The sequence below is a fragment of the Streptomyces sp. Pv4-95 genome (genome assembly GCF_045782725.1).
In the GTDB taxonomy this organism is placed as follows: domain Bacteria; phylum Actinomycetota; class Actinomycetes; order Streptomycetales; family Streptomycetaceae; genus Streptomyces.
Genome location: NZ_CP127172.1, coordinates 5,857,370 through 5,876,662, shown reverse-complemented (window position 1 = coordinate 5,876,662; position 19,293 = coordinate 5,857,370). Strand labels below are relative to the sequence as shown.

Genomic DNA, 19,293 nt, shown 5'->3' with positions numbered 1-19,293 from the left:
CGATGCCATGCCCCGCCCTGCCCGAAGGGTTCGACTTCACCGACCCCGACGTCTACCAGAACCGCGTACCGCTGCCGGAGTTCGCCCAGCTCCGGCAGACCGCGCCCGTGTGGTGGAACGACCAGCCGCACGGCATCGCCGGCTTCGACGACGACGGCTACTGGGTCGTCACCCGCCACGAGGACGTGAAGGAGGTCTCCACCAGGCCGGAGATCTTCTCCGCGCATCTCAACACCTCGATCATCCGGTTCAACGCGTCCATGACCCGCGACCAGATCGACGTGCAGAAACTGATCATGCTGAACATGGACCCGCCCGAGCACACCCGGGTCCGCCAGATCGTCCAGCGCGGTTTCACCCCGCGCTCCATCCGCGCCCTGGAGGACGCCCTCCGCCTGCGCGCGGCGCGCATCGTCGCCGAGGCGCGGCAGAAGGCCACCGGGGACTTCGTCACGGACATCGCCTGCGAACTGCCCCTCCAGGCCATCGCCGAGCTCATCGGCATCCCGCAGGAGGACCGGGCCCGGATCTTCGACTGGTCGAACAAGATGATCGCCTACGACGACCCCGAACTGGCCATCACCGAAGAGGTCGGCACCAACGCGGCCATGGAGCTGATCTCGTACGCGATGAACCTCGCCGCGGCGCGCAAGGAGTGCCCCGCCAAGGACATCGTCAGCCGGCTGGTGTCGGCGGAGAACGAAGGGAACCTCGGCTCCGACGAATTCGGCTTCTTCGTCCTGCTGCTGGCGGTCGCGGGCAACGAGACGACCCGCAACGCGATCACGCACGGCATGCATGCCTTCCTCACCCACCCCGACCAGTGGGAGCTCTACAAGCGCGAGCGCCCCGCGACCGCCGCGGAGGAGATCGTGCGCTGGGCGACGCCGGTGGTCTCCTTCCAGCGCACCGCCACCCAGGACACCGAACTGGGCGGTGCGCAGATCAAGAAGGGGCAGCGCGTCGGGATCTTCTACTCCTCCGCCAACCACGACCCCGAGGTCTTCGACCACCCCGAGCGCTTCGACATCACCCGCGACCCCAACCCGCACCTCGGCTTCGGCGGCGGGGGGCCGCACTTCTGCCTCGGCAAGTCCCTCGCGGTGCTGGAGATCAACCTGATCTTCGGCGCCATCGCGGACGCGCTGCCCGACATCTCCCTGGCGGGCGAGCCGCGCCGGCTCCGCTCGGCCTGGCTCAACGGCGTCAAGGAGTTGCAGGTGCACTACGGCTGACCGGAAACCGGGCGCCCGTTCCACCGCGGGGAGCGCCCGCCCGACCCACGACGGGCGGGCGCCCCACGGTCGGCGTCGGGCGCCCGCTCCGCGTCCGGAAGTCACCCGGATGAGGCCCGGAAGCGCCTAGACTTTCCTGGGTGATGGACGTACCTGAGCGCCAACAGGAATACCGTGTCGCGGAGTTGGCGCAGGCCGCCGGCGTCAAGGTGCGCAATCTGCGGTACTACCAGGAGCGCGGTCTGCTGCCGCCGCCCCGCCGCGAGGGCCGGGTCACCTGGTACACCCAGGAGCACCTCGCCCGGCTCCGGGTGATCTCCGACCTCCTCGACCGCGGCTACGCGGTGAGCGGTATCGCGGAGCTGATCGCGGCCTGGGAGCAGGGCAGCGGCGTCGCCGAACTCCTCGGTCTGGAGGAGGCCATGACCCGGGAATGGTCCCGTGAGGAGCCCGTGGAGATCGCGCTGGAGGACCTGGCGGCGATGTTCGGCCACGAGGCGACCGACGCCGCCATCCGGCGGGCCGTCGAGCTGGGGTACCTCACGGTCGACGGGGACACCGTCACCCATGTCAGCCGCCGCCTTCTCGACGGGACACTCGCCCTGGTCAAGGAGGGCGTCCCGCTCTCGGTGGTGCTGGAGGCCGGCGAGTTCGCGCAGTCCAGGGCGGCGGAGTTGGCGGACCGGTTCGTCGAGGTGATCCGCAGGCATGTGATCGGCGCCGCGGGCCTCGACCACCGTTCCCCGGCCGAACTCCAGCGCATCGCCCAGGCGGTGGAATCGCTGCGGCCGGTGGCAGGTGACGTGGTCAGCGCCGAATTCGCGCGGGCCATGGAGCGCCGGGTGCGGGCCGAGCTGGGGGAGATCCTCAGCCGCGACGAGGACCCCGGGCCGCAGTAGTCCGAAAACGGTCGCTCTCGCAACCTTGCCAGCGGTCATTGGCAGACTTACATTCAACTCGCCAGTAACACTCGGCAGTTCAGCACAATCACGCACAGCTCTTCACCGCGTACGACAGAGCCGCACGATCTCCCCCATGTATTGCCGGCTGCGGCTCAGCCGTGCCGCGCCCGGCCGCTCGGGAGCCGGGCGTCCGACGGCCTGCCCGCCCCGGCCCCACGCTTCCGTCGCTCGCCCGCGCTCCGCCGCCGCTCGCACGGCCCGTAACGCAGCACCACGCACTCCCCCCACACGTTTCGACAGCGCGACCCACCGCTCTTCGAAGGGGACACACGTCATGAAGGACGCACACGGCAGACATGTCACGGGACGCATCAGCTGGCGGAAGTTCGCCGTGCTCTCCGTCCCGGCCCTCGCCGGCACCGCCGCCCTGGGCATCGCTCTGGCCAACGGGGCCCTCGCCGCCTCGTTCGCCGTCTCGGGGCAGCAGTTCAAGGTCTCGGCCGACAGCCTCAAGGGCGACGGCTTCGCCCAGTACGGCAGCGTGGACGCCAACGCCAGGGGCGAGCTCCTGCCGGTCGCCGTCACCGCGATCAAGTCGGCGGAGCTGAACAACCTGTGCCAGTCGGTCGTCACCCGTCTACCGGTCATCGGCGACATCTCGCTCAACCTCAGCGCCGGCACCAAGGGCAAGCCCGTCGAGGCGGCCGATCTCTTCGTCGACGCCACCCAGTTGTCCGGCAACGCCTCCTTCCACCGGATCGAGATCGGCCGGGACGCCTCCACTCTGGACAAGGGCCCCGACAGCGCGCAGGGCATGCAGGATCTCTTCGCCCAGCAGGCCGACGACGTCACCATCAGCAACCTGCGGCAGACCGCCTGGGCGACCAACGCGGGCACCTTCAAGCTCTCCGGCCTGAGCATGAAGGTCTCCAAGGGCAAGAAGGAATGCTTCTGAGATGGCGGCCGCCGCCGACCGGGGAACCGGACCGCTGACGGAGCCCGCGCCGGGCGCCCGTCCCGCACCACCCGCCCGTGACGAGGAGCCCGCCCGTCCCGGCGGGTGGGCGCGGTGGCGACGCTGGCGCAAGGGCCGTCCCTTCTGGGGCGGACTGGCCGCCGTCCTCGCCGGCGTGGAGATCTGCGCGCTCCCGCTGGCACCGCTGAAGATCATGCTCCAGCAGGGCATCGCCGGTATCCCGTCGGTGCTGATGGGGCTGGTGATGATCCTGATGGGCCTGTCGGCGTGGTTCGCGCCGCACTACCGCGGGCTCGCGGGCGTCCTCACGGTCCTGTGCGCGGCGGCCGCACTGGTGATGTCCAACCTCGGCGGGTTCCTGATCGGCACCGTCCTGGGGATTTTCGGCGGGGCGATGATCTTCGCCTGGCAGCCGATCCCGGCCGCGGACCCCGCGGGCGCCGCCGACCCTGCCCCTGAGGAGCCCGCGGCCCCGTCCGCACCGGCTCCCGCCGGGTCGTAAGCCCCCGCACACAGCAACTGCCCCGCCGTACGCACGCCATCAGGCTGCCGTACGGCTCGATGAGCGCCGGCACGCGCGCCGCCCGGCGCTCACCCCTCTGTGTCCCGGTGCCCGGTCACCTGCCGCGAGCGGTTGACCCGGCGCGCTCGGGTCCGCACACGCACACCCGCATCCCCGCACCATCGGCATCCCCCTCAGAAGGAGACCCGCATGACGCACCCCACGCACCGTCCGCGCGCTCTGTTCGCCGCCGGAACGGGCATCGTCGCGGCCGTCGCACTGTCACTGGCCGCTACCGGTTCCGCCACGGCGCAGCCCGCCGACGCCCCGTCCGCGGCCGCCGCGTCCACGACCGTGAGCCCCGCCGGTCACGGCTTCACCGCCACTCTCAGCGGCAAGGCGACCTTCACGGCCGGATCGGTGACCGTCACCTGCACCACCTCGACCTCCAGCGGGCAGGTCCCGGCGGCGCCCGGAAACCAGAACGCGTCCGGGCCGGTGAGCAGTTCCATCTCGCCGGCGACCTACGGGTCCTGCACCACGAGCATGCCCGGCGTCAGCGCGACCGTCACCACGACCGGGAGCTGGGGCGTCGCCATGCAGAACGGCGCGCCGGTGACCGCGGGACTGACCATCCCCACCGCCGGGTTCGTCCTCAAGACCAGCGGCCTCGCGTCGTGCACGGTCACCGCCGCGCCCACCGGGGCGGCGACGGTGAACGGCACCTGGGCCAACGGCGCGCCGTCCACGCTGACCTTCACCAACGCCTCGGTTCCGGTGAAGGTGGTGGGCGGTTTCGGCTGTCCCACCAGCGCGACCAGCTCGACGTTCAACGCCACCTACAAGGTCACCGACACCACCGACCCCGCCTCCCAGATCACCGTCACCGGCTGAGCGAGGTGTGACGGCCGCGGGCGCACCGCCCGCGGCCGTCACACCGGAGCGCACGCCGTACGACAGCCCCGGCCTCGCCGCGCCTCATCGCGCGGCGAGGCCGGCGGCGGCCAGCGCCACCAGCACCGCCACGGCCGCCATCCCGCTCACCCAGGCGGTGAGCAGCCTCCGCCGCAGGTCGCGGTACACCTCTTCGTATTCGGCCCGCAGGGCGGAACTTCGTACCGCGATGCGCTCCAGGTAGGCCCGCGACGTCTCGCGCTGGTCCTGGCAATACCGCCGTTCGACCTCTTCGCGCTGGGTGTCGGTGAGCCACGGCAGGCCGGCGCTGAAGGACTCCGCGCGGGTGCGGGCCCGGTCCTTCTCCGCCTCCCAGAGCAGATATCCCTCGATCTCGTTGATGGCTTCGTCCATCCGCATTCCCTCACTCACACGCGCGCCCCGCTCATGACCTCAGGCACGGTCTCCGGGTGGTGGAGGTCGAACGCCGGGGATTCGGAACGAATACGTGGCAGCGTACGGAAGTTGTGCCGCGGGGGCGGGCAGGACGTTGCCCATTCCAGCGAACGGCCGTAGCCCCAGGGGTCGTCCGTCTCGACCTTCCGACCGTATTTCGCGGTCTTCCAGACGTTGAGGAAGAACGGCAGCAGGGAGCTGCCGAGGAGGAAGGAGAAGACCGTCGAGACGGTGTTCAGGGCGGTGAATCCGTCGGCGGCGAGATAGTCCGGGATGCGGCGCAGCATGCCTTCGGCGCCGAGCCAGTGCTGGACGAGGAACGTGCCGTGGAAGCCGATGAACAGCGTCCAGAACGTGATCTTGCCCAGCCGCTCGTCGAGCATCTTGCCGGTGAACTTCGGCCACCAGAAGTGGAAGCCGGCGAACATCGCGAACACCACCGTGCCGAAGACCACGTAGTGGAAGTGCGCCACCACGAAGTACGAGTCCGACACATGGAAGTCCATCGGCGGCGAAGCCAGGATGACACCGGTCAGACCACCGAAGGTGAACGTGATCAGGAAGCCGATCACCCACAGCATCGGCGTCTCGAAGGACAACGAGCCCTTCCACATCGTGCCGATCCAGTTGAAGAACTTCACACCCGTCGGCACCGCGATCAGGAACGTCATGAAGGAGAAGAACGGCAACAGCACGCCGCCCGTCACATACATGTGGTGCGCCCAGACCGTCACCGAAAGACCGGCAATCGAAATCGTCGCCGCGATCAGACCGATGTAACCGAACATCGGCTTCCGCGCGAACACCGGAATGACCTCGGAAACGATGCCGAAGAACGGCAACGCGATGATGTACACCTCCGGATGCCCGAAGAACCAGAACAGGTGCTGCCACAACAGAGCGCCGCCATTGGCCGCGTCGAAGACATGCGCACCGAATTTACGGTCCGCCTCCAGCGCGAACAACGCCGCCGCCAGCACCGGGAACGCCAGCAGAACCAGCACACCGGTCAGCAGCACGTTCCACGTGAAGATCGGCATCCGGAACATCGTCATGCCAGGGGCACGCATGCAGATGATCGTCGTGATGAAGTTGACCGAACCGAGGATCGTGCCGAAACCCGAGAAGGCCAGACCCATGATCCACATGTCCGCGCCGATACCGGGTGACCGCACGGAGTCGGAGAGCGGTGCGTAGGCGAACCAGCCGAAGTCCGCGGCACCCTGCGGGGTGAGGAAGCCGCCGACCGCGATCAGCGAGCCGAAGAGGTAGAGCCAGTAGGCGAACATGTTCAGCCGCGGGAACGCCACATCGGGCGCGCCGATCTGCAGCGGCATGATCCAGTTCGCGAAACCGGCGAACAGCGGCGTCGCGAACATCAGCAGCATGATCGTGCCGTGCATCGTGAACGCCTGGTTGAACTGCTCGTTGGACACGATCTGATGGCCCGGGCGGGCCAGCTCGGCGCGCATCAGCAACGCGAGCAGGCCGCCGACGCAGAAGAACGCGAACGACGTGACCAGGTAGAGCGTGCCGATGGTCTTGTGGTCGGTGGTCGTGAGCCACTGCACGGGAAGCCTCATGCCCGGTAGGTGTCCGCACAGGTCGCGCACTTCACGGCAGGGCGCGGCGAACCGCCGCGGAAGCGCGTGGCAAGTCTCACCGCGCGAGGTGTGAAGATCGGGGCCATGCCGGACATCAACGGTTCATGAGCACGGACGAAGCCTTCGCCGATGCCTACCGCGCGCACTACTGGGCGGTCAGCCGCTTCGTGGCACGGCGGCTGGACGGGCAGGCACACGAGGTCGAGGAAGTGGTGGCGGAGGTCTTCTCCATAGCCTGGAGACGCCGCACCGAACTCCCCGACGCGCCGCTGCCCTGGCTGTACGGCGTGGCCCGCAACTGCCTCGCCAACACGGTGCGGGGCATGGGCCGCTACCGGCGGCTGCTGCACCGGCTCGGCAACCACGAGGCGGCACACCGCCGGCAGACCGTGGACAGTCCGGACGCGGAACGGGCCGGCTCCTGGGTGCACGAGGCGCTCGGCCGCCTCTCCGCCGCCGACCAGGAGGCCCTGCGGCTGACCGCCTGGGAGGAACTCACCCTGGAGGAACTGGCCGTGGTGCTGGACTGCAGCAGCGGCGCGGCGGCCATGCGCCTGCACCGCGCCAGGCGCCGTCTTCGCTCGGAGATCGACCGCATGCAGATGACCGTGAGCGTACGCACAGGGGGCGACCGCGATGACTGACGAACTCGATGTGCTGCGTGCGGCCGATCCGGTTCGGGCCGACGCGGGCCCCTGGCGGGACCGTCCGCTGGATGCCCGCGCCGAGTTCGCGCTGCACCGCCTGCTGACCAGCAAGCGTGCGCGGCAGGCCCGGCGGCGCCTGGTGCTGCGCGCCGAGGCCGCGGTGCTCGTCCTCGTCGCCGTGCTCGCCTACACCTTCTCCGGCGCCGGGGCCGCTCCCGCCGCCGCGGCTCCGTCGCCGATCGTCCCGCGCAGCGCCACCGGATCCGTGCCCCTGGAGGCGCTCGCGCGCCGGGCGGAGGAGGTGGCGCGGTCGGCGGGCAGGGACGCCGGGCCGCGCCGCGGCAGCCATCTGCAGACCTGGTACCTGAGCATGGAGGCGGGGCCGGACGCGGCGCCCCCGGACACCGTGCCGCAGGAGCGCCTCACCCGCTGGCGGCCCGACGGCGGCGGCGCGGAACTGGTGGCGGCCACCGACCCGCGGCACCCCGGCCGTACGGTCATCGACGACGCGGGCGGCAGCTGGCGCATCGTCAACAACGGCAAGGTGCTGCGGCGCACCACATATCCGGCCGGTTCGCGCACCGGGGACAACGCCGCCGGCCGGCCCCCGGCCGGGCCCGCGGCGCTCCGCGCGCACCTCGCGGCGCACTACGGAGGCAGCGGCCCGCGGACGCCACAACTCCTCTCGGCGCTCTCCTCGTTCCTCCAGGAGTGGACCCCGGGGCCGCGCGAGACCGCGGCCGTCGTCCGCCTGCTGGCCGGCACCGGCGGGCTGCGCCCGGCCGGCCCGGTCACCGACCGCCTGGGCCGCCACGGTCAGGCGTACGTCTACGACGGGCCCGACGGCGCTCTGGACGCCACCCGGCAGATGGTGATCCTCGACCCCCGATCCGGGCGGCTGCTGGGCAGCGAGATCACCTTCACCAAGGACCTCCCCGATTTCAGGATCAGCTCCGGGGAGGTGCTGTCGTACGAGGCGTGGATGCCGTGAGGCGTCTGGCCGCCCCCCGGCCGTACGCCCGCGCCCGCGCCCGGCACCGGCCCGCCCCGGTGCCCGCCCCGAGTGGCGGGGTGGGCCCGTATGCCGGATCCTTGAGGAACGCGACGATCCATCGGCGCGGCGGTGTACGGCACCGCCGCGCCGTTCGCGCGCGTGACGTGCGGCGGTGCCGTTGGGATACCGCCGCCGGGAGGGTTCCGCGAGCGCCCGGGCCCCCGGCCCGTCGACGGTGCCGCAGGTCACAGGGCGGTCCGGTTGCGGCCGGTCACCGCGAGAAGGATCACAACCGCCGCCCCGCCGGACCGCGCCCGGAATCGGCGTTTCCCTTGCGAGGAACGGTTCGCGGCCGCCTGCGGGGTCATCCGTGCACTGTCCGTGATGGTCCGGTCTGCACCTATGGTCGACCTTTGCCCCGCCACTGTGTGGCGGGCACTGTCATGACGTCTTCCAAGAGAGCGCAGGCGAGCGAGCACGTGCCGACGCAGTCCCCCGTCGCACCCGGTTCCGGTACCCACGGTGACGGCCGAGACAAGGCCGCACCCGACCTGGAGAAGCGGACGGCGGGCGGGCCCACCGTCGTCGATCCCGCGATGGTCAAGCGCGCGGTGTCGGCCGCCGCCCTCGGCAACGCGATGGAGTGGTTCGACTTCGGCGTCTACAGCTACATCGCGGTCACCCTCGGACACGTCTTCTTCCCGTCCGGGAACCCGACCGCGCAGTTGCTGTCGACGTTCGGGGCGTTCGCGGCGGCGTTCCTGGTGCGTCCTCTCGGCGGCATGGTCTTCGGTCCGCTGGGTGACCGGATCGGCCGGCAGAAGGTCCTCGCGATCACCATGATCATGATGGCGGCCGGCACCTTCGCCATCGGCCTGATCCCCTCCTACGCCTCCATCGGCGTGGGAGCGCCCGTCCTGCTGCTCGTGGCTCGTCTGGTGCAGGGCTTCTCCACCGGCGGTGAGTACGGCGGCGCCGCCACCTTCATCGCCGAGTACGCGCCCGACAAGAAGCGCGGATTCCTCGGCAGCTGGCTGGAGTTCGGCACCCTGGCCGGCTACGTCGGCGGCGCCGGCCTGGTCACCCTGATGACGGCGCTGCTGTCCACCGACGACCTGCACTCCTGGGGCTGGCGGATCCCGTTCCTGATCGCGGGCCCGATGGGCATCATCGGCCTCTACCTGCGGATGCGGCTGGAGGAGACCCCGGCCTTCGCCCGGCTGGAGAAGGAGGCACGGACGAAGGAGAAGGAGCGCCGGCAGGCGGAGAAGCGCGCCGGCATCCGCGAGATGATCTTCGGCCAGTGGCGGGCGATGCTGCTGTGCATCGGCCTCGTCCTGGTCTTCAACGTCACCGACTACATGCTGCTGTCGTACATGCCCAGCTATCTGACCTCGGAGCTGAAGTACGACGAGACGCACGGGCTGCTGGTCGTCCTCGCCGTGATGGTGGTGATGATGTGCGTCCAGCCGTTCGCCGGGCGGCTCACCGACCGCTTCGGCCGCCGCCCCGTCATCGCGGCGGGCTGCGCCGGATTCCTGGTGCTGTCGGTGCCCGCGCTGCTGCTGATCCGGCAGGGATCGCTGGTCGCGATCGCGCTGGGCATGGCCGCGCTGGGCCTGCTGCTGGTCTGCTTCACCTCGACGATGCCGTCCACGCTGCCCGCGCTGTTCCCGACGAAGATGCGCTACGGCTCGCTGTCGATCGGCTTCAACATCTCCGTATCGCTCTTCGGCGGCACCACGCCGCTGGTGGTCACCGCCCTCATCGGCGCGACCGGCGACCGCATGATGCCCGCCTACTACATGATGGCGGCGGCCGTCATCGGCGGCATCGCCGTCCTGCTGATGTCCGAGAGCGCCCGCAAGCCGCTGCCCGGCTCGCCGCCCGCGGTGGAGACCGAGGCGGAGGCCCGCGAACTCGCCGGCGCCTCCCGCCGCTCGGCGGCCTGACCGCTTCCCGAACCCCGCGGCCCCCGTTCCACGGCGGTCCGACGGATCCGGTGGCCGCCGGGCCCGCCGGAAGGCCGCCTCACCCGTCGTCCGACGGCGGCGGCCGGAACCGGCGAGAGCGTCCCGCCCGTCTGTGACCGTGCCGATCACCTCGATCGGCAGGTCACCGACGGGGGACGGACATGAGCGTGGCGACGGCGCGCACGAGGGGGCGGCAACGGGCCCTGTGGATGGTGCTGTTCCTGCTGGCGGCGCAACTGGTGTCCCTGGCCAGGCCGGCGTACGCCTGTGGGTGCGGGGCGATGGTGCACGACCCGAAGACCGCGCTGGCGGTGGACCGCGAGACATCCGTCGTGCAGTGGGACGGCAGAACCGAGCGGATCGTCATGAGTCTGACGGTGAACGGCACCGCGCCGGACGCCGCCTGGATCATGCCGGTGCCGCACCGCGCCGAGGTGGAACTCGGTGACCCCGCCCTCTTCCGGCAGCTCGCCGCGGAGACCTCTCCCGCTGTCGAACAGCGCCACTACTTCTGGCCCCGCGGCCGCGACTGGCCGTTCGGCGGGGACATGGACGGCGCGGCCGCCCCGGCGCCCGGCGCGCAGGGCCCGGGCGTCGGGGTGGTCGGCCGGGAACGCCTCGGCCCCTTCGACGTCGCGCGGCTGACCGCCTCCGACCCCGACGCGCTGGGCGACTGGCTGACCTCCCAGGGGTTCCGCCTCCCCGCGTCCCTGGCGACCGAACTACGCCCGTACGTGGCGCAGCGCTGGGAGTACGTCGCGGTGCGGCTGGCCCCCGCCGAACGCAACCGCACCCTGTCCGGCACCCTCGAACCGCTCCGGCTGTCCTTCCCCAGCGAGCGCCTCATCTACCCCATGCGGCTCTCCCGGCTCGCCACCACACCGCAGTCACTTGGCCTGTATGTGCTGGCGTCGCACCGGATGGAGCCACGCAGCTCCATCGGCGGGTCGCCCCCGGAGGTCTTCTTCGCCGGCCGGATCCGGCCCACGAAGGCCGTACGCCGCCTCACCGGCCGCGGCGACACCTACCTCACCGCCCTCGACCAGCAGTTCCCGCGGCCGCAACGGATCAGCGGCGACCACGAGCTGCGACGCGCGGCCGCGGACACGCCGTTCCAGCGGGTGCAGTACGAGGACGTCCTGCTGAAGGTGGGCTCCCTGCCCGCGTGGGTCCTCGCGGTGGGCGCCGTGTCGGCGCTGCCGCCGACGGTCGTCCTGATCGTGCTGCTGCGCCGCCGCCGGACCGCGCCCCGGCCACCGGGACGGCTCCCCCATCTCCCCGTGTGACCCGCCGACTCCCGCCGCCGTGCCGGCCGGAGGACCTGGACGGCATCCGTTATGCACCATGCGGCACGATGGTTCCCATGAGCATCGTGAAGATCAACGCACTGACCGTGCCGGCCGAGCAGCGTGAGGTCCTGGAGAAGCGCTTCAGTGCCCGGGCCGGAACGGTCGACAGCTCGGACGGCTTCGAGTGGTTCGAGCTGCTGCGCCCCGTCGAGGGCACCGACCAGTACCTCGTCTACACCCGCTGGCGCGACGAGGAGTCCTTCCAGGCATGGATGGAGGGCCCGATGAAGGCCGCGCACCAGGGCGGCGGCGCCGAGGGCGGCGAGCGGCCCAAGCCCGCCGCGTCCGGCTCCACACTGTGGTCCTTCGAGGTCGTGCAGCAGACGGGCCCCAAGCAGGGCTGACCCTGTCGGGGCGGGCGCGGTGACCCGCCCGCCCCACGGCCCTCGGGAGGCGGCACGGGCCGCGTACGGGCCGCCGCGCACCCGCCGCCACAATGGCGTCATGAGTGACGCTGTTCCGCTGCCCCCTCCGTGGGCCGTCGCCGTCGAGCCGTTCCACTCGCCCGACGCCAGGGCCCTGTTGCGGGAGTACTACACCGAGGTCGCCGACCGGTACTTCACGCTGCACCAGGGACGCCGCTCGACGCCGCAGGAGATCGAGCAGGGACTGGCGGCGTATCCGGCGGACCATCTGGCGCCGCCGAACGGTCTGCTGCTGGTCGCCCGGTACGACGGCACCCCTGCCGGGTGCGCCGGGGTGCGGCTGCTGGACCCGCGCACCGCGGAACTCAAGCAGATGTTCCTGCGGGCCGACCGGCGGGGCACGGGCGCCGCCGGCGGACTGCTCACGGCCGCCGAACGGGCCGCCGCCGGCCTGGGTGCCGACCGGATCCGGCTGGACACCCGCCGCGACCTGGTGGAGGCCATCGCGCTCTACGAGCGGCACGGCTTCGTCGAGATCGCGCCCTACCACCACGACGACTACGCCGAGATCTACTTCGAGAAGCGGCTGCCGCCTCCCTAGAGGGCTCCGTCGAACTCCCGCCCCGGCCCGCCGCTCACTTCGCGAGGTCCGGGGGGCGCGGCGACGGCGGCGTGCGCGGCACCGCTCGGCGGGCGTCCTCGTGGTGCGGTTCCTCCCCGTCCGACCCGCACAGCTCCTTGGTCAACTCCGCGACGAGTTCGGTGAGATCGGTCGGCCGGTCCCGCGTCCACCAGTCCCCCAGCAGTTCCGCGAGCGACTCCTGCCGGGCGTCCGAAAGCCGGCTCGCCGTCTCCCGCCCGCGGTCGGTGAGCAGCAGCAACAGCCCTTCGCGTGCGGCCAGTCCGCGCACCTCGACCTGGCGGACGGCCTCGGAGATCACCCCGTGCGGCACGGTGCTGCGCTCGGCGAGCAGGCCGGGCTCCACCGAGCCGTAGCGGTACATCCGCAGCACCAGCCAGCTCGCCGCCGGTCTGAGGTCCAGGCCGGCCCGTGCGGTGATCTTCTCGTAGATGTGCTTGCGGCCCTCCAGGCTGCCGAGTTTGGACAGCGCGCGGGCGCATTCGTCGCGTGAGGAGCGCTCGACGGGGTTGGAGGAGACCACCTCGCTGGTGTCCGGCGCGGTGACGCTGCCCCGCAGCGGCTCCTCCTTGAGGAACCAGGCCAGTACGAACGCGACGAGGACGACCGGCACGGCGTAGAGGAAGACATCCGTGATCGAGACGGAGTAGGCGTTGAGCACCCCGGTCGCCTGCCCGGCCGGGAGCCGCGCCACGGTCCGCGGGTCCTCCGCGAGACCCGACGGGTCGACGCCGGGCGGCAGTTGCTGCCCGGCGAGGGCCGCGGAGATCCGCGGCCCCAGCTTGTTGGCGAAGATCGTGCCGAAGATGGAGACGCCGAAGGAGGCGCCGATGGAGCGGAAGAACGTCGCCCCGGAGGTGGCCACGCCCAGGTCCTGGTACGGGACGGCGTTCTGCACGATGAGCACCAGCACCTGCATGACCAGGCCGAGCCCGAAGCCGAAGACGAAGAAGTAGGCGCTCATCGCGGCGACGCTGCTGGCCGGGTCGAGCTGGTGCAGCAACAGCAGGCCGATGGCCACCACCGCGGTGCCGGAGATCGGGAAGACCTTGTAGCGCCCGGTGCGGCTGACGATCTGCCCGGAGCCGGTGGACGCGATCAGCATGCCGAGCACCATGGGCAGCATGTGCACCCCGGACAGCGTCGGCGACACCCCCTGGACGACCTGGAGGAACGTCGGCAGATACGTCATCGATCCGAACATCGCGAAGCCGATGACGAATCCGATGACCGCGCAGAGGGAGAACGTGCGGAGCGTGAACAGGCGCAGCGGCAGGACCGGTTCGGCGGCCCGGCGTTCGACGGCGACGAACGCGACGAGCAGCACCGCACCGAGGACGCCGAGCCCGATGATCTGCCAGGAGCCCCACGGGAAGCTGACCCCGCCGAGCGAGGTCATCAGCACGAGGGACGCGGCGACGGCGGCGATCAGGGCGGTACCGAGGTAGTCGATCCGGTGCGGGGTGCGGCGGACCGGGATGTGCAGCACGGCGGCGATGACGGCGAGGGCGATGACGCCGATGGGGAGGTTGATGTAGAAGACCCAGCGCCAGCTGAGGTGGTCGACGAACACCCCGCCCAGGAGCGGCCCGAGGACGCTCGTACCGCCGAAGACGGCACCGAAGAGGCCCTGGTACTTGCCGCGTTCGCGGGGCGGCACGATGTCGCCGACGATCGCCATGGACAGCACGATCAGGCCGCCGCCGCCCAGGCCCTGGAGCGCCCGGAAGCCGATGAGTTGCGGCATGTTCTGCGCGACGCCGCACAGCACCGAGCCCACCAGGAAGATCACGATGGCGGTCTGGAACAGCCTCTTGCGGCCGTACTGGTCACCGAGCTTGCCCCACAGGGGAGTCGCCGCGGTCGACGCCAGGAGGTAGGCGGTGACCACCCAGGACAGATGGTCCAGGCCGCCCAGCTCGCTGACGATCGTGGGCAGCGCGGTGGCCACGATCGTCTGGTCCAGGGCCGCGATGAGCATGCCGAGCAACAGCGCGCCGATCGCGACGAGGACCGTCCGTGTGGACTGGCCCTCGCCGGGAACCGCAGGTGCGCCGGCGTCCTGCGCCATGTACGTCTCCCTCTGTTCCGGGCCGTCCTCTCCTGTCACGGCGGCCCTTCGGAGCTTTCATCCATCCTGGTGGCAATCACCCGATACGGCCCGCCGAGAGACGGTCCGGCGGTCCCGGCCGCCCGGCCGTCACGCGAGGGACACCTGACGGATGTTGCGGAGTGCCTGTGCGGACCCCGGCCGCCTCTGGATAATCGCTGCCGGTTCGAGGACCGCCAGGGAGGGGACCGCTCGTGACGGCAGGAACATGCCCGCACTGCTTCGCACCCGCACGAGGAGACGGCCGGCCCTCCTGCCTGTGCGCGGCGGCCGGCGCCGAGGACTTTGATCCGCTGCACATACGGCCATACGTGTCGTTACGCGAGGCGGACGGGGACACGGACGGCACGGATGAGGCGGCCGGGGCTCATGGGACGTACGGGGCAGCAGCGTCCGCCCCGGCACGGCCGGTCGAGGCAACGTCCGCCGACGTACCGCCCGCCCCCGCACCGCCCGCCGACACCCGCCCCGCCGACACACCGCCCGCCACCGCTCATGCCCCCGCGCTCCGGCGCCGCGCCGGGCCGACCTCCAGGACGTTCACCTCGGCGCCGGCCGAGGCGGACCCGACAGCACCCGGCGGCCCACCGCCCGGCCCCCGCGGCCGACGTACCGTCCCCGCCGTGCTGGCGGTCGCCGGCGCGGCCGTGGCCGCCGCCGTCGTGCTCATCGCCGGCGACGCGCTGTCCGGCGGGGAACGCCATGAGGCCGCGCTGCCCGACCAAGGCACCTCCGCCCCCACCGCGGCCTTCCCGACCGGCGGCGACGCGCACCCCCCGACGGGCGGCGCGAGCCCCTCCCCCGCCTCGTCACCTCCGGTGTCCCGGGAGGTCAGCACACGCGCGGCCCCCGACAGCACGCCGGAGCTGTACCGGACCTCCACACCGCGCCCGCCCGTACCGACCCGGGCGTCCGGCAGCGTCACGGCGGCCCCCGGCGGTGAGGGGCCGAGCGCCCCGCCGACGGGGCCGATCGTGCTGCGCGAAGGGTCCAGCGGCCCCGAGGTCGCGGAGTTGCAGGACCGTCTGAGGCAGCTGGCCCTCTACGTCGGCGACGACGACGGCCGGTACGACGCGGGCGTCCGCTCCGCGGTCTCCCGGTATCAGCAGACCTACGGCGTGCTCGGCGACCCGGACGGGGTGTACGGCACAGCCACCCGCGCATCCCTGGAGTCGCGGACCCGCGAGCCGTAGCCGCCGGCAGGCGCCCACGGGACCATCCCGTCCGCCTCTGACCAGGGCCGGTTGTCGGCACCCGGAAACGTTTTGTATCGTGTAGGAACAAAGTGGTTCCGCCCGTTTTCCCTGACCGGCGGGCGGGACCGCTTGTGTTCTCGGCCGGGACCGATCGGGTTCTCGGCCCGCCGCTGTTCGATCAGCGCCCGCCCGTAGCGCTCAGGAGCCCGCCGATGACGGCCACCACCACGCTCACCGCCCGCGCACTGCTGCTGGACATGGACAGCACGATCGTGAACTCCGAGGCCGTCGTCGAGCGCTGCTGGCGGCGCTGGGCGGCCGAGCGGGAACTGCCGGTGGAGGACGTCCTCAAGGTCGTGCACGGCCGTCAGGGCTGGGCCACCATGGCCGCGCTGCTCCCGGACCGCCCGATGGAACTCAACATGGCGGACAACCGCCGGATGCTGGAGCAGGAGACCGCCGACACCGACGGCGTGGTGCCGGTCCCGGGCGCCCCCGCCTTCATGAACGCGATCGCCGGCCTCCCGCACGCCCTGGTGACCTCCGCCGACATCGCCCTCTCGGACGCCCGCATGGGCGCGGCCGGGCTCGCCATGCCGTCCGTACGGATCACCGCGGAGTGCGTGAGCGCCAGCAAGCCCGACCCGGAGGGCTTCCTCAAGGGTGCGGCCGAGCTGGGGTACGCCCCAGAGGACTGCCTCGTCTTCGAGGACTCCGAGGCCGGTATCGCGGCCGGCCGCGCGGCGGGCATGCGCGTCGTCGGCGTCGGCGACCGCGCCGCCGCCTTCGCCCCCACGGCGCACGTCCGCGACCTCACCCAGATCCGCGTCGAGGCGCTGTCCGACGGCACCATCGCTCTGCATCTGGCGCCCTGAGCCGGACCGGCTCGGACGCGCGACCGCCCGGCGGGAAGCCCGGGCACCCGCGACACACGACAAGGGCCCGGCCCGCCTTCCACGGCGGCCGGGCCCTTTCGCATGCGACATCCGGGAACGGGCGCGGCCGGGCCCGGCCCGTCAGCCCGCGATGGCCTCGTACAGGCTGAAACCGGCCAGCAGGATCATGACGCCGGCCGCGACCTTGGTGATCAGCTTGAGCGGCACGTACTTCATCAGCGTGCGGCCGCCCAGGATGCCGAGACCCGCCACGGCCCAGAGGGCCAGCACGGCGCCGACGCCGACCGAGACCGGGTCGTCGTAACGGGCGGCGAGGTTGGCCGTCATGATCTGCGTCAGGTCACCGAACTCGGCCACCAGGATCATCATGAATCCCGCCCCGGAGACCTTCCAAAAGCTCTGGTCGGCGGGCTTCTTGACCTCTTCCTCCTCGTCGTCCTTCTTGAACAGCAGGACGGCCGCGCCGGCCAGGAAGAGGACGCCCACGACCGCCTGCACCAAGCGGTGCGGGAGCAGGGTGAGCACGCTGCCCGCGGCGATGGCGAGCGCGACATGGACCAGGAACGCGGCGGCGACCCCGACGAAGACGTAGGAAGCGCGATAGCGGGTGCCGAGCATCAGCCCGGCGAGGGCGGTCTTGTCGGGCAGCTCGGCGAGAAAGACGACGCCGAAGACGACGGCTGCGACGGTGAAGCTGAACACGGGGCTGAATACCTCGATCGGTCGGGCCGCACCGAAAAGCCCGGAAAGAGGGATCGCTTCGGCACGGCAGCGTCAGACACTGCGGCCGAAGGTCTCGCTGGCCCGTCGCCGCGATCCGCGGTGCTGACGGGCCTCCGGGCGCCGGCTCTCCACGAGGGAGGGCAGTATGTCGACGGTCCGGCGAAGAGCTACTCCCCTTCTGCTGGCGTCAAGGGTACGCGGTGGATCCGTCCGCACGCCACCAGCTCCAGCACCACCGCACAGGCCGCCGCCTGCACCGCGAGCAGCGCGACCAGCACGAACAGCTGCACCGCACCGGCCTGTACGGGCGAGGCGCCGCCCAGCAGCATCCCGACGAACGCGCCGGGGAGTGTGACCAGACCCACGGTGCGGGTCTGGTCGAGTCCCGGCAGCAGCGCGTCCGAGGCGGCGGGGCGGGCGACCTCCATCCGGGCGTCCCGCTCCTGGAGGCCGAGCGCGAGCCCCGCCTCGACCTCGCCGCGCCGGGTCTCCAGCTCATCGAGTGCGCGCCGCCCCCCGAGCACGGTGGCGGTCAGTGCGCCGCCGATGAGGATGCCGGCGACGGGGATCAGGGCGAGGCCGCGCGGCGGCACCAGACCCGTCAGCAGCAGGACCCCGACGACCGGCACCACTCCCGCGGCGATCGGCACCGAAGCCCACCACCAGGTGCGGTTCTTGGTGATGCGGCGGCCCGCGGTCCGCGTCGCCACCACGAACATCAGCAGCAGGAAACACAGCAGCCACGGCACCGCGCTGACGACCCAGCCGATGAGGTAGGAGACGGCGGTCAGCTGGACGGCGGCGCGCAGCCCGGCGACGGCGACGGCGCGGGCGTGCCCCAGACGCGCCAGCGCGACGACGGCCACGGCGACGACCAGCAGGACGGCCAGGACGACCCCGAGAGTGACATTCACCGGCAGCAGCACGCGCTCACTGTAGGGGCGTGCGCGCGGGAGCATCCCAACCGAAATGCCCTGGCGCGCACATGGCGGGGCGTCAGACCCTTGTACTGACGTGAGCATGTCGCCACTCTGTTACCTGGTGCCCATCGTGTGGAAACCCCACCTCGCCACCATGGGCGCGCACCGCACGTCAACTTCCCCCCACTTCAAGGGAGTTCCGATGTCAAAGGTCTACGCGCGTCGCGTGTCCGTCGCCGCGGGATCGGCCGCCGCGCTGGTCTGCACGCTGATGCTGAGCGGGCAGACCGCCCAGGCCGCACCGCCCAGCCCGCCGAGCGCGGCCACCGCCCGTACGTACCTCGGTGAGATCAAGGAGCAGGCCGAGGGCCCGCAGGACGGCTACAGCCGCGACAAGTTCCCGCACTGGATCGAGCAGGGTGACAGCTGCAACACCCGTGAAGTGGTGCTCAAGCGCGACGGCACGGACGTACAGCAGGACGGCAGCTGCGCGGCGGTGAGCGGCAAGTGGGTCTCGGCCTACGACGACGCGACCTGGACCCAGGCGTCCGACCTGGACATCGACCACGTCATACCGCTGTCAGAGGCATGGAAGTCCGGCGCCGCGCAGTGGACCACCGAGCGCCGTCAGGAGCTCGCCAACGACCTCACGCACTCCCAGCTGATCGCCGTCACCGACAACCTCAACCAGGAGAAGGGCGACAAGGACCCGGCCGAGTGGCTGCCCCCGAAGACGTCGTACCACTGCGAGTACGCCCGGATGTGGGTGTGGGTGAAGCACGAGTACGGCATGACCGCGGACGCCCCGGAGAAGGCCGCCCTCAAGAAGATCCTCGACGCCTGCTGAGCGGCCACCGCTCACCGCCTCCCCAAGGGTGACGCGGTGCGCCCGCCCGTCGGCCGGAGCACCG

The 19,293-nt window shown here is 71.5% G+C and carries 18 protein-coding genes and 1 pseudogene; 14 read left to right on the top strand and 5 right to left on the bottom strand.

Annotated features, from left to right (window positions below; genetic code table 11):
- Nucleotides 1–2: 2 nt before the first annotated feature.
- The 5 genes from QOM21_RS25745 to QOM21_RS25725 all read left to right on the top strand — a co-directional run bounded on the left by QOM21_RS25745 (nucleotide 3) and on the right by QOM21_RS25725 (nucleotide 4,509).
- Nucleotides 3–1,235, top strand: coding sequence for a cytochrome P450 (locus tag QOM21_RS25745; protein ID WP_407553392.1), 1,233 nt, complete (start codon nucleotides 3–5; stop codon nucleotides 1,233–1,235).
- A 143-nt stretch (nucleotides 1,236–1,378) separates the two neighbouring features.
- Complete coding sequence (locus QOM21_RS25740) at nucleotides 1,379–2,134, top strand: MerR family transcriptional regulator (protein ID WP_407555813.1); 756 nt, start codon at nucleotides 1,379–1,381, stop codon at nucleotides 2,132–2,134.
- Between the two features lie 337 nt (nucleotides 2,135–2,471).
- Complete coding sequence (locus tag QOM21_RS25735) at nucleotides 2,472–3,092, top strand: DUF6230 family protein (RefSeq protein WP_407553391.1); 621 nt, start codon at nucleotides 2,472–2,474, stop codon at nucleotides 3,090–3,092.
- A gap of 1 nt (nucleotide 3,093) precedes the next feature.
- Nucleotides 3,094–3,615 (top strand): DUF6114 domain-containing protein, encoded by a 522-nt coding sequence (locus QOM21_RS25730; protein WP_407553390.1) that lies wholly within the window; start codon nucleotides 3,094–3,096, stop codon nucleotides 3,613–3,615.
- A gap of 210 nt (nucleotides 3,616–3,825) precedes the next feature.
- Nucleotides 3,826–4,509: a hypothetical protein gene (locus QOM21_RS25725; protein ID WP_407553389.1), complete on the top strand. Its 684-nt coding sequence runs from the start codon at nucleotides 3,826–3,828 to the stop codon at nucleotides 4,507–4,509.
- A gap of 84 nt (nucleotides 4,510–4,593) precedes the next feature.
- On the opposite strand, the gene QOM21_RS25720 is transcribed toward QOM21_RS25725, so the two are convergent.
- Together QOM21_RS25720 and ctaD are read right to left on the bottom strand one after the other, a co-directional pair.
- Nucleotides 4,594–4,929: a hypothetical protein gene (locus QOM21_RS25720; RefSeq protein ID WP_407555811.1), complete on the bottom strand. Its 336-nt coding sequence runs from the start codon at nucleotides 4,927–4,929 to the stop codon at nucleotides 4,594–4,596.
- 44 nt (nucleotides 4,930–4,973) lie between these two features.
- Nucleotides 4,974–6,536, bottom strand: a pseudogene (gene ctaD, locus QOM21_RS25715) (cytochrome c oxidase subunit I); the annotation flags it as partial.
- Between the two features lie 137 nt (nucleotides 6,537–6,673).
- Here ctaD and QOM21_RS25710 point away from each other — a divergent pair.
- The 6 genes from QOM21_RS25710 (at nucleotide 6,674) to QOM21_RS25685 (ending at nucleotide 12,498) form a co-directional block, all read left to right on the top strand.
- Nucleotides 6,674–7,213: an RNA polymerase sigma factor gene (locus QOM21_RS25710; protein ID WP_407553388.1), complete on the top strand. Its 540-nt coding sequence runs from the start codon at nucleotides 6,674–6,676 to the stop codon at nucleotides 7,211–7,213.
- Nucleotides 7,206–8,207, top strand: coding sequence for a CU044_5270 family protein (locus tag QOM21_RS25705; protein WP_407553387.1), 1,002 nt, complete (start codon nucleotides 7,206–7,208; stop codon nucleotides 8,205–8,207). The genes QOM21_RS25710 and QOM21_RS25705 overlap by 8 nt, the downstream gene beginning before the upstream one ends.
- Nucleotides 8,208–8,806: 599 nt before the next feature.
- Nucleotides 8,807–10,162: a glycine betaine/L-proline transporter ProP gene (gene proP, locus QOM21_RS25700; RefSeq protein WP_407555809.1), complete on the top strand. Its 1,356-nt coding sequence runs from the start codon at nucleotides 8,807–8,809 to the stop codon at nucleotides 10,160–10,162.
- Between the two features lie 182 nt (nucleotides 10,163–10,344).
- Nucleotides 10,345–11,469, top strand: coding sequence for a DUF2330 domain-containing protein (locus QOM21_RS25695; protein WP_407553386.1), 1,125 nt, complete (start codon nucleotides 10,345–10,347; stop codon nucleotides 11,467–11,469).
- Nucleotides 11,470–11,546: 77 nt separating this feature from the next.
- Nucleotides 11,547–11,876, top strand: coding sequence for an antibiotic biosynthesis monooxygenase family protein (locus tag QOM21_RS25690; RefSeq protein ID WP_407553385.1), 330 nt, complete (start codon nucleotides 11,547–11,549; stop codon nucleotides 11,874–11,876).
- A 100-nt stretch (nucleotides 11,877–11,976) separates the two neighbouring features.
- Nucleotides 11,977–12,498 carry a GNAT family N-acetyltransferase gene (locus tag QOM21_RS25685; protein WP_407553384.1) on the top strand — a complete coding sequence of 174 codons (522 nt, stop codon included), beginning with the start codon at nucleotides 11,977–11,979 and terminating at the stop codon, nucleotides 12,496–12,498.
- A gap of 34 nt (nucleotides 12,499–12,532) precedes the next feature.
- On the opposite strand, the gene QOM21_RS25680 is transcribed toward QOM21_RS25685, so the two are convergent.
- Nucleotides 12,533–14,647, bottom strand: coding sequence for a DHA2 family efflux MFS transporter permease subunit (locus QOM21_RS25680; RefSeq protein ID WP_407553383.1), 2,115 nt, complete (start codon nucleotides 14,645–14,647; stop codon nucleotides 12,533–12,535).
- A gap of 311 nt (nucleotides 14,648–14,958) precedes the next feature.
- Here QOM21_RS25680 and QOM21_RS25675 point away from each other — a divergent pair, with 311 nt between their 5' ends.
- Together QOM21_RS25675 and QOM21_RS25670 are read left to right on the top strand one after the other, a co-directional pair.
- A complete protein-coding gene (locus QOM21_RS25675) occupies nucleotides 14,959–15,840 on the top strand; it encodes a peptidoglycan-binding protein (RefSeq protein WP_407553382.1) in 882 nt (293 codons plus the stop codon).
- A gap of 215 nt (nucleotides 15,841–16,055) precedes the next feature.
- Nucleotides 16,056–16,718 carry an HAD-IA family hydrolase gene (locus QOM21_RS25670; RefSeq protein ID WP_407553381.1) on the top strand — a complete coding sequence of 221 codons (663 nt, stop codon included), beginning with the start codon at nucleotides 16,056–16,058 and terminating at the stop codon, nucleotides 16,716–16,718.
- Between the two features lie 141 nt (nucleotides 16,719–16,859).
- Here QOM21_RS25670 and QOM21_RS25665 read toward each other — a convergent pair whose 3' ends face one another.
- Together QOM21_RS25665 and QOM21_RS25660 are read right to left on the bottom strand one after the other, a co-directional pair.
- Nucleotides 16,860–17,441: a TMEM165/GDT1 family protein gene (locus tag QOM21_RS25665; RefSeq protein ID WP_407553380.1), complete on the bottom strand. Its 582-nt coding sequence runs from the start codon at nucleotides 17,439–17,441 to the stop codon at nucleotides 16,860–16,862.
- A 188-nt stretch (nucleotides 17,442–17,629) separates the two neighbouring features.
- A complete protein-coding gene (locus QOM21_RS25660; RefSeq protein ID WP_407553379.1) occupies nucleotides 17,630–18,388 on the bottom strand; it encodes an ABC transporter permease in 759 nt (252 codons plus the stop codon).
- A gap of 196 nt (nucleotides 18,389–18,584) precedes the next feature.
- Between QOM21_RS25660 and QOM21_RS25655 the strand changes: the two genes are divergently transcribed.
- Complete coding sequence (locus tag QOM21_RS25655) at nucleotides 18,585–19,229, top strand: HNH endonuclease family protein (protein ID WP_407553378.1); 645 nt, start codon at nucleotides 18,585–18,587, stop codon at nucleotides 19,227–19,229.
- Nucleotides 19,230–19,293 lie beyond the last annotated feature (64 nt).